The 13733-nt window shown below is 52.6% G+C and carries 12 protein-coding genes; 6 read left to right on the forward strand and 6 right to left on the reverse strand.

All coding sequences use genetic code 11. From position 1 onward, the window contains the following. Positions 1-66: 66 nt before the first annotated feature. From rfbB to Q3Y66_RS16475, 4 genes are all read right to left on the reverse strand, one after another. Positions 67-1146 (reverse strand): dTDP-glucose 4,6-dehydratase, encoded by a 1080-nt coding sequence (gene rfbB / locus Q3Y66_RS16460; protein ID WP_008959468.1) that lies wholly within the window; start codon positions 1144-1146, stop codon positions 67-69. A 299-nt stretch (positions 1147-1445) separates the two neighbouring features. Next, positions 1446-3683 (reverse strand): polysaccharide biosynthesis tyrosine autokinase, encoded by a 2238-nt coding sequence (locus Q3Y66_RS16465; protein WP_008959467.1) that lies wholly within the window; start codon positions 3681-3683, stop codon positions 1446-1448. 51 nt (positions 3684-3734) lie between these two features. Beyond that, complete coding sequence (locus tag Q3Y66_RS16470) at positions 3735-4175, reverse strand: low molecular weight protein-tyrosine-phosphatase (protein ID WP_008959466.1); 441 nt, start codon at positions 4173-4175, stop codon at positions 3735-3737. A 175-nt stretch (positions 4176-4350) separates the two neighbouring features. Next, positions 4351-5484 carry a polysaccharide export protein gene (locus Q3Y66_RS16475; RefSeq protein WP_008959465.1) on the reverse strand — a complete coding sequence of 378 codons (1134 nt, stop codon included), beginning with the start codon at positions 5482-5484 and terminating at the stop codon, positions 4351-4353. A 483-nt stretch (positions 5485-5967) separates the two neighbouring features. Between Q3Y66_RS16475 and Q3Y66_RS16480 the strand changes: the two genes are divergently transcribed. From Q3Y66_RS16480 to Q3Y66_RS16500, 5 genes are all read left to right on the forward strand, one after another. After that, the gene (locus Q3Y66_RS16480) at positions 5968-6336 is read left to right on the forward strand and encodes a hypothetical protein (RefSeq protein WP_008959464.1); all 369 of its coding nucleotides are present in this window, start codon (positions 5968-5970) and stop codon (positions 6334-6336) included. 80 nt (positions 6337-6416) lie between these two features. Further along, complete coding sequence (locus tag Q3Y66_RS16485; protein WP_008959463.1) at positions 6417-7100, forward strand: hypothetical protein; 684 nt, start codon at positions 6417-6419, stop codon at positions 7098-7100. A gap of 55 nt (positions 7101-7155) precedes the next feature. After that, positions 7156-8013, forward strand: coding sequence for a capsule biosynthesis GfcC family protein (locus Q3Y66_RS16490; protein WP_008959462.1), 858 nt, complete (start codon positions 7156-7158; stop codon positions 8011-8013). Between the two features lie 92 nt (positions 8014-8105). Continuing rightward, a complete protein-coding gene (locus Q3Y66_RS16495) occupies positions 8106-10130 on the forward strand; it encodes a YjbH domain-containing protein (protein WP_303319506.1) in 2025 nt (674 codons plus the stop codon). Between the two features lie 113 nt (positions 10131-10243). After that, positions 10244-10612, forward strand: a complete 369-nt coding sequence (locus Q3Y66_RS16500) for a hypothetical protein (protein ID WP_008959460.1) — start codon at positions 10244-10246, stop codon at positions 10610-10612. 337 nt (positions 10613-10949) lie between these two features. Here Q3Y66_RS16500 and Q3Y66_RS16505 read toward each other — a convergent pair whose 3' ends face one another. Together Q3Y66_RS16505 and Q3Y66_RS16510 are read right to left on the reverse strand one after the other, a co-directional pair. Continuing rightward, positions 10950-12188, reverse strand: coding sequence for a type II toxin-antitoxin system HipA family toxin (locus Q3Y66_RS16505; RefSeq protein ID WP_008959459.1), 1239 nt, complete (start codon positions 12186-12188; stop codon positions 10950-10952). Next, positions 12185-12481, reverse strand: coding sequence for a helix-turn-helix domain-containing protein (locus tag Q3Y66_RS16510; protein WP_008959458.1), 297 nt, complete (start codon positions 12479-12481; stop codon positions 12185-12187). The genes Q3Y66_RS16505 and Q3Y66_RS16510 overlap by 4 nt, the downstream gene beginning before the upstream one ends. A 208-nt stretch (positions 12482-12689) precedes the next feature. Here Q3Y66_RS16510 and Q3Y66_RS16515 point away from each other — a divergent pair, with 208 nt between their 5' ends. Beyond that, the gene (locus Q3Y66_RS16515) at positions 12690-13712 is read left to right on the forward strand and encodes a serine hydrolase (RefSeq protein WP_008959457.1); all 1023 of its coding nucleotides are present in this window, start codon (positions 12690-12692) and stop codon (positions 13710-13712) included. Positions 13713-13733 lie beyond the last annotated feature (21 nt).

Genomic DNA, 13733 nt, shown 5'->3' on the forward strand with positions numbered 1-13733 from the left:
AGCGATCGACCATCGCTGCGCGATGGATCGCGCAGCAAGCTGTGCTGCTACAAGGGATGTCTTGCTTTACGCCGTGGCGACGCCTAGCCGTTCGCGTTGGTAGCTGCCATCCTGCACGCGGCGGCACCAATCCAGATTGCTGAGGTACCACTGCACGGTCTTGCGAAGCCCGCTCTCGAAAGTTTCCCGCGGCGTCCAGCCGAGCTCACGCTCGATTTTGTCGGCATCGATGGCGTAACGCAGGTCATGGCCGGGGCGGTCAGCAACGTGAGTGATTAAGGAGGTGCGAGGAGCATGATTTGAGGGAACCAGCTCATCAAGTAAAACGCAGATCGCCCTAACCACGTCGATATTCTGCTTCTCGTTATGGCCGCCGATATTGTAGGTCTCCCCTACTTGGCCTTGGGTCACTACGGTGTAGAGCGCGCGGGCATGATCTTCGACGTAGAGCCAGTCACGAATCTGCTCACCTTGGCCGTATACCGGTAGCGTCTTGCCTTCCAAGGCGTTGAGTATCACCAGCGGAATCAGCTTCTCGGGGAAGTGATAGGGGCCATAGTTGTTGGAGCAATTGGTGATCAGGGTGGGCAGACCATAGGTGCGATGCCAGGCGCGGACTAGATGGTCTGAGCTCGCCTTGCTGGCCGAATAAGGCGAGCTGGGCGCGTAGGCGGTGGTTTCTACAAATAGCTGTTCGCGGGCGTTAGACACGTCTGCCGGGTGCGGCAAGTCGCCATAGACCTCGTCGGTGGAAATGTGGTGAAAGCGAAAGGTCGCTTTTCGCTCGGCCTCAAGGCTGTTCCAGTAGGCACGCGCCACTTCCAACAGCGTATACGTTCCGACGATATTGGTTTGGATGAACTCCGCGGGGCCATCAATGGAGCGGTCCACGTGGCTCTCGGCGGCCAGGTGCATCACCGCATCGGGCTGGTGTTCGGCGAACACTCGCGCAAGTGCCGCCTGCTCGCAGATATCCACCTGCTCGAAGGCGTAGCGTGAGCTATCAGCGACTTCCGCCAGCGACTCCAAGTTGCCGGCATAAGTCAGCTTATCGACGTTAACCACGCTGTCGGCGGTATGGGCGATGATATGGCGAATCACGGCTGAGCCAATAAAGCCCGCGCCGCCGGTGATGAGAAGCTTCATACTGATTTTCCCTGCCCAGCTTGGCTAAGCATGTTCTGCCATGCGCTGGAAGATGGCGTTACGTTCAAAGAGCACCACATTCATGCTCATGCTGTACCAGCAATAATTTTAGGCACGCTACCGCCCAGAGATTCCCTGGGCGTATTCTCAAACCCTACTTCTTAATCATAAAAAATGCGCATAAAAAATCTGTACAAAAAATGCACTAAACTGCATAACTACCAGCATGTTACTGTACGTCGGCTATATATAATTAGCAACATAAAGAAGTATTTTCAACCGCTTTATGCTGCTATTTCTTACTGTTCAACCGATTTGTAACTGTAGTGGTAGTAGCCATACCCATAATCGGTCGCGGCTTTTCTTTCTACCGCGTTTAGAATGGCCCCTTTCACTATAACGCCTGCACTTTCTAATCGGCGCGTCGCTAGCTGCATTTCTTTGGGGGTGTTCATTTCGTAGCGCGCGACCAACAGTGTCGTGCCGCAGTGATTACCGACGATGACTGGGTCGGTGACGGCGAGCACCGGGGGAGTATCTATAATGATGAGATCATAATGTTCCTGCATCTCGTCTAACATTTGCTTAAAGCGTGACCCCATGAGTAATTCTGAGGGGTTTGGCGGGGCCATACCGCGCGCCATATAGCTCAACCCTTCTATTTGGCTACTGCGTAGCTGCGCCTGCCACGTTGAACGGCCTGACAGCACATCGGAAAGCCCGTTAGCGCTTTCACCGCCAAAGGCATAGTGCAGGTGGCCTTTGCGCATGTCGGCATCCATCACCAGCACCCGCTGGCCGATTTGGGCGCAGACAGCCCCCAGGTTGATAGAAATGAAACTTTTGCCTACCTCAGGGCTAGCCCCGGTGATCATCAGGCAGCGATTAGTGGCTTCCAGCGTAGCGAAATGCAGGCTGGTGCGTAGGCCGCGTAATGACTCGATAGCAATATCACCGGGGGCGTGTTCTGCCAGTACGCCACTTACCATTTTAAAACCGCGTTTTTTACCTTTCTTCTTAATCCAGCGCACCAGCTTGTTTTGTGCTTCTGATAACGGCACGCTGGCATAAACCGGCAGGCCGCTTTGTTCGATTTGCTCAGGGCTTTCAATCCCCCGGCGCAGTAATCCAATCACTAGCACAACGCCCACGGCTAGCATGCCGCCTAGCAGCGTGGCCATCACTACAATCAAAGGCTTTTTAGGCGCAATCGCGTTTTTGCTCACCAACGCATCGTCAATAATCCGCACATTACCCACCGTGCCAGCGCGTGCCATTTGCAGCTCTTGGGTTTTGTTTAATACGTTGACATAAATGGCCTGCGTGACTTCTACATCCCGCGTTAAGCGAACAATTTCTTGCTGGGTTTCCGGCAACTGGCTTACCCGCTCGTTTAACGCATCCAAATCATTTTTTAAGTTACGTTTTTGGCGCAGTAGTGCCTGATAACTTGGGTGACTAGGGGTGAAACGCTGGGCCAATTCCGCCTCTTGAAACTCCAGCTCATTCAAGCTTTGCTCAAGCGCTATGTAGCGCTCAATCGCCGCTTGAGATTCAGTATTGAGGTCAACACTCTCTGCATTTACCCGGTACTCATTTAAGCGGTTTTCAGCCGCGTTCAGCTGCTCACGCAGCTCGGGGGATTGTTCTTCCAAAAACGCCAGGCTTTGCTCTGCTTCTGCAGATTGTCTCTCAACATTCTGGGTCAGAAAAATTTCGGTGACCGCATCTAGTGATCGCTTAATCTCCTGCACATCACCACCGGTTAGGGTTAAGCGCAACATGCCCGTGCTACTGCTCCTACCGCCGCCTTCTTCGCTCACACTTAGCCGGCTCTTTAAACGTTGAACGGCGACTGAGCGCTGCAGTTTGGTTAGTGTAAACTCCGCTCCTGCCGCTGCAGCCATATCGACCACACTCACCTTTACCTCACCGCCTAGAAAAGAGTTAAGTACACCTACTTGGCCGGTGCCCAGGCGCTCACCCTCTAGCCAAAATGAATACTCTTCTACTTGGCCTTCTGTACTGCTTTCTGCCTTTAAGGTAAACGCTTGGCCGCGATAGGCGTCATCTACCTCTAAACGCCCGACGTTAACGCTTTCCCCACCCCATACTGCGGCGCTATTTTGCATAAAACTAGGCCGCTCAATGCCCCGGCGTTGAATAAACTCACCTATAATCGGCAGCGTGCGCGGCGTCACCACCGTGTCTAACGCTACTCGGTCGACTACTTGGCCCAGCACCATACGGGACTGGAGTATTTGCACCTCCGCAGAGGTCGACGATTCACTCGTTTGGCCCAACACCTCGCTTAACTCACCAAAGGGATTAAGTGATGAGCGCTGCTCTATCTGTACCAGCGCGTTACCCTGGTAAACCGGCGTGGCTAATAAAGCGTAAATAACCCCAAATGAGGCAAACAACACCGTAATGGCGATAATCCACCATTTACGGTCTAACAGCAGACCCAGCAGGCGGCCTAGATCAATTTCATCATCCTGATGTGAAGCACCATTCAAGGGGGTTACATCGCTCATACGTACGTTATGTCCACGTTTATAAATTAAAGTGTGCTAGGTGACTGCGGGCTAGCCTAACTTACTCGCCCAGGTGCGGCAGGCTTCGTCCATTAGCCGGTGTACGTACTCAAACACTTCCTGGCTTTTCAGGTAGGGGTCGGGAATGTCACGACCTTTTCCATTATCCAGCCAGCGGCCCAAACGCATCGTTTTACCTAGGGCTTCAGGGGCGATTTCTGCCACTGCCCGGCGCTGGTTGTCGCTCATCACTAAAATCAAGTCTGCGGCTTGCAGCATCTCAAGCGTTAGCTGACTAGCACTGTGCTCAGCTACCTTCAACCTTGCCGCTTCCGCCAGCTGCCGCGCTTTTGGATCAACACCCTCACCTACCCGCGCGCCCAGCCCGGCAGACGAAAATTGCTTGTCAGGTAGCTGCGCCCGCAACATGGCTTCCGCCACCGGGCTGCGGCAAATATTGCCTATGCACACCACCAAGATGTTATGAAACATAATTTAACAATGCCCTGTTCGCACTCATTGTCATTGGCTGACGGTGTCATCATCCATCTGCACTGCTTACGGATTAGGTAGTGCTTAAAAGCTAGGTACCCATCTATAAAGCTTATACACGTGCATTGTTACAAACATTGTTACAAGCACGGTTACAAGCACGTCACAGGCACTGTTATAAATCGCGTGAATCGGTAACGCTTTCTGCAGCAAAACCCGGTAAGCGAATAGACGGCAGAAGTTGGCTAATAACACGGTTCCAGCGGGCAATAGGCGCTGTGGTTACGTACACCACATCACTTGGCTGCATGGCAAAGCGGCTGCCCAGTGTTAATGCCACGGCGTTACTGATATCCAGCTGATACACCGTGGCTAAGCGCTCGCTGCCTGGCTCGTTACTACGAATGACAAAAATACCGGATGGTTCAGCGCTAGCCTCATCAATACCGCCTGCTCTCGCCAACACATCCGTTAGCGTGAGGCGCTCGTTGCCCAAACGCACATTCCCTGGAACTCCCACTTGGCCCATTACCGCGACCGCTTGATTCTCCGAGGTGGGCACATGGAGCACATCGCCATCTTGCAACAGGCGGTTTTGGCTTTGGTCGCCTTCACGCATAAGGCTAAATAGCGAAAGGCGCTCTTCTATGCCATTACGTGTTAGGTAGACCTCATGCCAGTTGGCCTCTTCACCTGCGCCGCCCGCTTGGCTAATCGCATCCGCTACCGTGAGTGGCACCGTGGTAACAGGCACGCTGCCGGGCTGGCCTACCGCGCCGCTTACCAATACTTTTTGAGAACGAAAGGCTGCAATATTGACATCGACTTGCGGTTCTTGAATCACTCCTGCTAACCGTTGAGTTAGCAGGCGGCGCACTTCTTCAAGCGTCAGCCCTTCTACCTGTAAGCGGCCTGCAAAAGGGTAAAAAATGGTGCCGTCGTTGCGTACCTGATTACCTGCATCTTCCGCGCGGCGTTCGCTACCGGCAGGAATGGTTAATTCAGGGTGGTCATACACAATAATACTCAGTACATCGCCGGGGCCAATGCGGTATTGCCAGGCATCAATAGCTTCGCGCAACTCACTCGGCATGGGTGTGGCGCGGTTGCCTGCACGGGGCATAGAGGCCACTAGCCCTGGAGTGATTGGCTGCACATCTACCAGGTCATTAATGGGCGCGGTTTGGGTGTTGTAATCCATGTGGCCGCCGGGGGCAAGCGAGCAGCCAGAAAGCGCAAGCACACCAACCAGGGCGGCAGCGAAAGGTAATCGCCGCAAAGGGCGCGTGGCGATACGACACTGATACATCCACTTTACTCGCATAGGGTTATAACAGTACCTGCGACATTTTTATTAGCAGGCTTGCTGATTTGGTTCAATAACTTAAATGAGAAAGCCGCATCCTACCTAACTCCGCCCTTCCACGCTAGCAGCTATTAATATAAGTCGCGCTTAGGCATCTTTTTATACTGAAATGGTAAATGTCAGCCTAGCCACTCCCAAAACCCCTTACTCTTTCCTTTACTCTTTGGGGCTTCATCGAGCCGCTGCCGCTGAGGAGCATCCTCCGTGTCTCATGCCATCTATCATTATTACCACGCTAATTACGGGAGCTTTTTTCATGTAGGATATAGGCCAAAATTTTAGTTTGGGTCTATGTTTAAGATGAGTTGCGCGCTACTATCAAGGCAAATTTTTGACGTAAACTTTTTACGTGCAAGCCATCTTTTCTGCTGAGCATAAGCAAATACTGTGTTTTGCATTCGATTATTGCTGATAGGAGATAGCATTATGTTGAAGAAACCCCTGGCTTTTCTAGCTATTACGGGCATGTTGGCTTCGCCATTAGCGATGGCCCAAACCTCCCCACAAGCCTCTCCTCAAAACCCTACGCCAACACCCGCTTCAACGCCAGTTTCAACGCCTGCTCCCGCATCCTCGACTGGTACTGGAGCTGCCGCCGGTGGTACTGGAACTGCCGCCGGGACGACTGCAGCAGCAGGCGGCGTCACGGCTGGTGGGGCAGCGGTTGGCGGCTTAGCTGGCGCACTGGGAGTTAGCACTACCGTACTAGTAGTAGGTGCAGTCAGTGCTGTGGCGCTCGGCGCTGCCGTTAGCGCTGCTGATTCCTCTGGCTCTGGCAGCACAGGCACGCGCTGAGGTAACGTTTGAACACTACCGATAGGCACCTACCTTGCCATTACTCAACGACGCATAAGAGCCGCTTGTTAGCGGCTCTTATGCGTGGGTGCATCCGCTCTTTTTTAGCGATGTGGTTTAGAGCCGTTATTCTAGGCAGCCTGTTTGCTTTGGCTGGGTGTAGCACCTTCGAACGCTCTAGCATTGCTCAAACTATCGTTATTTTCGATCCAGGCCGTGGCCAAGCGACTGCTGAGCAGGCAGAAAACATTGCCTTTGCTTCGATTGCTCTGGACACCTCTGTACAGCGTGGTTTAGTGGTGTTGGGCGCCCAAACGGGCGAACAAACTCACTGGCCGATTAGCGCGGGTGGGTTTTTAAGCCTTTCCCAAGGGGGCCTTTATGCTGTTGCAACCCCACAAGGGGATTTGCTGACCACACGTTACGGTTTACCGGAAGAAGCAAACGCTGGCACTCCTTGGCAGCTTGCTGCTCCTGCAAACTTTTCAATAGAGCGCCACTGGGTTGATAGTGATGGTTTGAGCCACGCTCAACGTGCTGAAGGCACTATGACCTGCGGTGAACCGCAGCGCCGCGAGTTGCTATTAACTGAGTTGGTACTGGAGTCGTGTCACGTTGATTACACATGGGATAGTGGTCAGACTACCCGCGCTCAATGGTGGAGAGACCCTGCTACCTTAAGGCTTTGGGAAGTTGATGAGGCGGCTTGGCCTCAAGGCCCAGATATTAGCTGGCAAGTAGCTCGCCCTTGGTGGGGTAGTTAACCAATCAAAGCTTATCCTGCCATGTACTACCTTATGCTGCGTTGAAGCGAGAGATATGAGAACGATAACCACCCGCTCCGGCTTTATGGCGCGCATTTCGCCCGCTGTAAGATTTGCAGCCACTGTTTTGTTGGTGAGCGCTGCCTCTTTTAGCGTGATGTTAAAAAGCCACAGCACTCTATTGCCTCAAGCTCATGCAGATACTGCTTTTTCTGAGCTAACGCTTGCGGACGCTTGGTTGGAGACATTACCTCAGCTTGCGGAACCCGTTAGTTGGAGCCATGCATATGGTTTATTAGCCAAAGACCAGCAGCACTTTCAACAAGAGCGGCGCTACCTGATTGAAGAACTGAACACACTGATTATAAGTACTCAGGTAGCGGGCAATATCTCCTATCGCCAAGCCTTAGTCGCATGGCAAGAAGCACTCCGCGGCCTGGAACATCAACCGCTACGCAGCCCTGAACGCTTAGATTTACCTAAGCTTGGCGCTAACTTACGAGAAGCTCCATTGCTGAGTCGCGTGGTAAATTGGGGAGCTTGTGAAATACCCACCTGGGTAGAAGTGTGGGGGCTGCAGGGTGTTACCCGTATTGCATGGCAGCCGGGCATGACTCTCGACACCCTTATTCATGACTTAACGCCTCGTGATTTTACGTCTATTGATTATGTACATCTTATTACCCCACAGGGCGAGGTAATTCATCGTGGCATTGCCGCTTGGAATCATGAAGAGACACCTTTAGCTCCCGGTAGCCGAATCGCCATTGAGCTGCCCAACCGGCAAGGATTGAGGGGGGCGCTACCGTTCCCAGGCGTTACGCACGAGCTTGATATTATTAATCAGCGGCTGCCAGGTGTGTTAGCCGCGCAACTCCCTGGCGATCAATGTTCTCAATGGCAAGTTCAATAATGCACTCTTCGGCTTCTAATCCTCTTTATCGCCTAGGTTCAAGAAACCTTTCGGTTTATTCGCTACTAGCTGTTTTTACCCTTTGGCCCTACTTGGCACTTGCCAATGGCACTGCCGGGCAGCTGGGCACAGGGCAAAGCGATTTTGGCGGCGTCGGCATTATGCAAACGCCCACCGCGCGTATGCACCCGCTGGGTGAAATGTCGGTAAGCTTCAGCCGTACGGAGCCCTACCGCCGTTATAACGTTTTTTTCCAGCCAACTGAGTGGTTTGAAGGTGGCTTCCGTTATGTAGAGGTTGAAAATCGTCGTGGTGGTGAGCTGTTTGATCGTAACCTTGATAAGGGGTTTGATGCTAAGTTTCGGCTACTAGAGGAAACGCGCTATTGGCCCCAATTTGCCGTTGGGGCGCGCGATATTGGCGGAACCACCCTGTTCGGGGCTGAATATTTTGTTGCCAGCAAGCGCTGGTACGATTTTGATTTTTCTGCTGGTTTTGGTTGGGGTTACTTGGGTAATGCGGGTGATATCACCTCGCCCCTGGGTTGGCTGTCAGACCGCTTTGATGAGCGTTCATCAAGTAGTGGATCTGACGGCGGTGAGTTTAACACTGGCCAGTTTTTTTCTGGCCCCGCTGCTTTTTTTGGCGGCATTGAGTACCAAACCCCTTGGAACCCGCTGGTACTACAGCTGGAGTATGAGGGTAATGATTACGCTAATGAGCCTCAGAATAATAACCAAACGCAAGAAAGCCGCTTTAACGCGGGGGCACGCTTAGCCATTAGCGATAACACGGAGCTACACGCAGGCTGGCAGCGCGGTAACACGGCCATGGCGGGTATTACCTTTAATCTGAACTTGGCTGGGCTTAGCCAAGTGAAAGATGACCCAAGACCAATCGCATTGGGTGCTGAACCGCAGGCTGACTGGGCGGCCGTAAGCCAAGTATTGAACGATAACGCGGGCATACAGGTAGAGCGCATTTCTCGCCAGGGCGATAGCATTACGGTGACTGCTCAGCCTGAGCGGTTCCGTTCATTGGCCCAAAGCGAAGGGCGTGCTAATCGCATTTTGCATGCCCAGGCTGATGCGAACATTGATTCGTTTCGCTTCGACTGGCAAGAGCGTGGCTTACCGCTGCGCACTAGTGTTCATAACCGCGAACACTTTGTTCAAGCTGCCACTTCGTCAGACCTTGAATACACTCACCGCTACGGTATTTATGCCCAAGCCAGCCTGAAAAACAGTGCGGGTGAAACGCTTTATGAAGCCCCTTCCCAACGCTTTAGTTGGCAGTTATCGCCTCAGATAGACCAAAACTTTGGCGGCCCTGATGGCTTTCTTTATCGCTTGAAAGCGGTGTTAAATGCAGAATACCAAACGGATCCAAATGGTTGGTTTTCAGGCAGCTTAGCGTGGACTTTGCTAGACAACCTGGATAACTATGAGTACATCGCCGACTCTGACCTACCGCGGGTACGTACTTTTATTGGTGAATACCTCTCTGAGTCTTCCTTTGGCGTTGAACATTTGCAATACACTCGCACTGCAAAGCTAAGCGATAACGTGTATGCCATGGGCTATGGTGGCTTGCTTGAAATGATGTACGCAGGGGTAGGTACTGAGCTGCTTTATCGACCATTTGATGCGCCCTGGGCACTGGGTGCCGATGTTAACTGGGTGCGCCAACGTGCGTTTGACCAGCGCTTTGATTTACGCGATTACAGCACGTGGACTGGCCATTTAAACGCTTATATAGAAACCGGCATTGAGGATGTTTTGGCCAAAGTGAGCGTGGGCCGTTACCTAGCCGGGGATGTAGGCGCCACGTTAGACTTCTCCCGTGAGTTTGAATCCGGAGTACGCATAGGTGCCTGGGGTACCTGGACAGATGCAGGCGACGATTTTGGTGAAGGTAGCTTTGATAAAGGGTTGTATCTTGCCATACCATTGGATGCGTTTTTCACATTCTCTAGCCGTGACCGTGCAACACTACGTTGGCAGCCACTTACCCGCGATGGCGGCGCCCGCCTGAATCGTCAATATGAGCTTTACGATTTAACCCAGGAACGGCAAATGGGGCGTTATTGGGAAGAATATAATCGCATGTGGCGATGATAATGAATTAGCAGAAACGGCCGCCCGCACTATAGACCTTGGTCTAACATCGACCTTGGTTTATAATGCACTGCAACAAGCCCATCTTGGTGCTAATTGCAGGAGAACATACCATGCCTCCCGAACTGACGCCTTCAGAGCTTACGCGTCCCGAGCTTGCTGAACGGCTCGCGCCATTACCCTACCGGCTTTCTACCGCTGCGAATGTTCAACGCAGCCTTCGTCAGTGTTTATCAATTGCGGCTGAAGTGCTTTACGACCACGGCCATGTACTCGAAACTATTACACTTTCCCAGCGCGGTTTAACGCGCCGTGAATTGCTAACGCTTGGCTCAGTAGCGCCTACCTGGGCAACCTGCCAACAGGTGATGGAAGATAGCGGTGCCGCTACGTTCAACGACTATGACCGTTTTGTACTGACTCGCCTTGGCCGTGAATTGATGTTTGATATGTTTGGTCAGGGTGCCGCTGATTGCGCTTAACTTTTGTGACTAACCCTCACTGCCCTGCTTTTGCCACTCATCGTTAATAGGCGCTGCGCATAAAAAAAACCGCCCACAGCTTTCGCGTGTGGGCGGTTTTTTGCTTGGCTTATTATTAGAGGCTTAGCGTAGGCCAAGCATCGACAAAATGAACAGCACAACGACGATCAGGCCAATAATGTAGATAATATTACGCATAGGGCGCTCCTTGCTTATTGCGTTTTAGGTAAAATCAACGGGTTGCTTACCCATGAGCCAACACCCCCATCCTAGCAGGCTTTTTCTTTTTTTGCGTAATTCCGCTGCCTCCCTCTAGTCGAAAGCGACTATTCCCGTGCTATCCAAGGTGTTGGTATTTTTCGTCAAAGGCGCGCTGAATAAGCTTCTGCTGCTGGTTATCGATCTCTAATTCATGACAAAGGGTCGGCCACCCAGCAAGGGCATCAAGAGTTTGCTCAATGTAGAGATCCGGATCTAAGTACCGAAAGGGTGCACACACCTGTTTTAGCTTCTTCCGGGTAGCCACGCCTGCACCGCTGATAGAGGTGGTGTGTTCATCTGCGTATCCCCGAACAGGGGCATAAGTAAGGTCATAAGCTGGCGCCAACGTCCACCGCCCCTGATCATGCAAAAAAGCGAAGTTCTTTGCGTGGTCATCATGGTTGTGGGTCAGGGCATTGAACACCATCAGCCTCGCCATTCGCTCAACGTCTTCTGAATGACGGGTGAACGCGTTAGTTGCCTTCAATAGGTCTGAATAGTCCAACGATGGAGCGCTGTAATCAGCATAGAGAATACCGCTAGCCGTCATCATGTGAATTTTGCTATTACCATTGCGATCAAAACGCTGAGCGGAAAAGAAACGTTCGATGCCCGTTGCAGCGTTGATCTCAATCAGCCTACTCGCAGCCATTTTCACCCCAGCAAGCTCTGCCAGCAATGAATAGGCGTACTCAATGGCACCAGTGTCCCGATGCTCGGTGGGTGCGCGGAATTTCACTAGCCAGTGCTGGTAGCCAGCCGAAAGGTCTTTGAACGAGGTACTGCAATGACGTCCATTAGGAGACAAAGCGACGACAACCTTGGGCCGGGCACCGGCCGGAGAACCACCCGCCAATCTTAGGGCGTCCAGAGTCGATGAAGTCTCACCTTCATAGACAGCATGAGAGGCCTGATAAAGTTGTTCCAAGTCGATATTGTCTTCATCGACGGTACGCTCGAGAACGGGGCGATACTCTAGCGCTCCCATTCCCCTATCGGCCATATAAGCCAGCCGGTCAAGAGGAGAAATGTCCCTCCGGTCTTTTTCATACTCGGCAAGAAAATAACGATCCATGAGCAGCATTCCCCAGCCATCTGGCAGCGAGTCAGCAAATGCCCCCGGCAGACCAGCAAAAAGAAGTGGATCGGCCGCCTTTTGTGGTTGAGTAGTAAAATCCATATTCAAGGGCGACAAATTGAAGCCTTCCGCCACCCACTGGGGGTAATAGGCAAAGTAGATCCCCTGTCGACTAGCGACCAGTTCCCCTACTGGGTTACCTGCTAGCAGCACCTCTATGGTGTTGATCCGCTTCATTTTCGCCCCCGGGTGCGACCTGTCCGTTTGATTTCTTCAAGGGATACTGGGTGTTCATGCTTGAATAGTTCGGCAATTTGACCTGTCGCGCCCAGTGCCGTGGCAATGAGCACAAGTCCTTCGAGGGTTATTTGCCCATGAGACTCGAATCGTTTAATAGTGGACTCGGAAACACCCGCCATCTGCGCCAAAGTTCTACGGGAAAGGTTCTGCGCCAATCGGGTTGCCCGTGCGTTAGCACCGACCTGCTGGACCAGTTCGCCAGGCGCAAGCAGAGAGTGAGTCAGGGCCATAATAGCTCTCTCAATAAAGGGTCATTTATACTCCACTATATACTAAAAGTGGCTATAAAAGCTCAAAAATGAGCCATTCATATAAATATTCAGTTCCTTTCTCAGGCGCAGAAAGTACCGCCTAACCTTAATGCTCGCGGCTATCTGTTGCGGAACCTCTTCGGCTTCTTAACCTCGAACCTTTGCCACTTATACTGAAGGTATTGCGATGCGCGTTACTGCTTTACTTGTTTCGTTTGCTGTTATGTCGTTTTTCACTACTTCTGCCGCGGCAGCAAATAAACCCTCTGCAACAGCACTCCAGGCACTAGACCAGCAAACCCGACAGCTTGAACGCGTCCACAGCATGGTAGTGGCCTACGATGGCGAGATTATCCATGAGCATCATCAAGGTGGGCCGGGTGTGGCCTCGCCTGCCAATATTAAATCGCTCTCCAAAACCGTGCTGGCAGCGATCACTGGTGCGGCGATTGAGGCGGATATTATCGACTCCGTCGAGCAGCCCATGGTGGATTTGTTTGGCGAGCATCTTCCTAGCGGTGTTGAACCAAAAGTCAGCGAGATCACGGTGGCCCATCTACTCGCACTGCAGGCGGGGCTTGAGCGTACCTCCGGCAGTAATTATGGCGCTTGGGTAGCGAGTGACAACTGGGTTAACGATGCCATTACTCGCCCTTTTGTGGATGAACCCGGTGGGGAAATGCTCTACTCAACCGGCACCAGCCACCTGCTTTCCGCCGCGCTCACCCATGCCAGCGGCGAGACGACCCATGCGCTTGCACAACGCCTGCTAGGCGATCCGCTCAATATCACTATCCGCCCTTGGCTGCGCGACCCGCAAGGCATCTATTTTGGTGGCAATGATATGCAGCTTTCCCCACGCGCACTGATTGAGGTGGGCGAGCTGTATCGCAATAATGGGTTAGTCATTGATGAGGCTGGAAATGAGCAGCGGGTTCTGCCGGAAGGCTGGGTAGAAACATCTTGGCAGCCGCGCGGCACCTCTCGCTGGACCGGCGACGGATACGGCTTCGGTTGGTTTATTACTCAGTTAGCGGGGGAAGATGTTTACTATGGGCGCGGCTACGGTGGTCAAGCGCTGTTTGTTATTCCCGAACGGGAAATGACGGTTGTGATCACCTCAGACCCCAACCCACCCTCCCCGGGCGGGCAGTTTCAGCAGCAGTTGAATGGGCTGGTGGAGGAGCTATTGGCGCAAGACCCGCAGTAGCTCCCGGTTAAACGCCGGACA

Origin of the sequence: Halomonas sp. HAL1 (assembly GCF_030544485.1) — a bacterium.
GTDB lineage: Bacteria > Pseudomonadota > Gammaproteobacteria > Pseudomonadales > Halomonadaceae > Vreelandella > Vreelandella arctica.

What these genes read in the sequence shown, in the direction of transcription:
- Q3Y66_RS16490 (WP_008959462.1), top strand. Translation starts at nt 7,156, where the DNA reads ATGAGAACGATAACCACCCGCTCCGGCTTTATGGCGCGCATTTCGCCC.
- Q3Y66_RS16500 (WP_008959460.1), top strand. Translation starts at nt 10,244, where the DNA reads ATGCCTCCCGAACTGACGCCTTCAGAGCTTACGCGTCCCGAGCTTGCT.
- Q3Y66_RS16515 (WP_008959457.1), top strand. Translation starts at nt 12,690, where the DNA reads ATGCGCGTTACTGCTTTACTTGTTTCGTTTGCTGTTATGTCGTTTTTC.
- Q3Y66_RS16465 (WP_008959467.1), bottom strand. Translation starts at nt 3,683, where the DNA reads ATGAGCGATGTAACCCCCTTGAATGGTGCTTCACATCAGGATGATGAA.
- Q3Y66_RS16475 (WP_008959465.1), bottom strand. Translation starts at nt 5,484, where the DNA reads ATGTATCAGTGTCGTATCGCCACGCGCCCTTTGCGGCGATTACCTTTC.
- rfbB (WP_008959468.1), bottom strand. Translation starts at nt 1,146, where the DNA reads ATGAAGCTTCTCATCACCGGCGGCGCGGGCTTTATTGGCTCAGCCGTG.
- Q3Y66_RS16510 (WP_008959458.1), bottom strand. Translation starts at nt 12,481, where the DNA reads ATGGCCCTGACTCACTCTCTGCTTGCGCCTGGCGAACTGGTCCAGCAG.
- Q3Y66_RS16505 (WP_008959459.1), bottom strand. Translation starts at nt 12,188, where the DNA reads ATGAAGCGGATCAACACCATAGAGGTGCTGCTAGCAGGTAACCCAGTA.
- Q3Y66_RS16480 (WP_008959464.1), top strand. Translation starts at nt 5,968, where the DNA reads ATGTTGAAGAAACCCCTGGCTTTTCTAGCTATTACGGGCATGTTGGCT.
- Q3Y66_RS16485 (WP_008959463.1), top strand. Translation starts at nt 6,417, where the DNA reads ATGCGTGGGTGCATCCGCTCTTTTTTAGCGATGTGGTTTAGAGCCGTT.
- Q3Y66_RS16470 (WP_008959466.1), bottom strand. Translation starts at nt 4,175, where the DNA reads ATGTTTCATAACATCTTGGTGGTGTGCATAGGCAATATTTGCCGCAGC.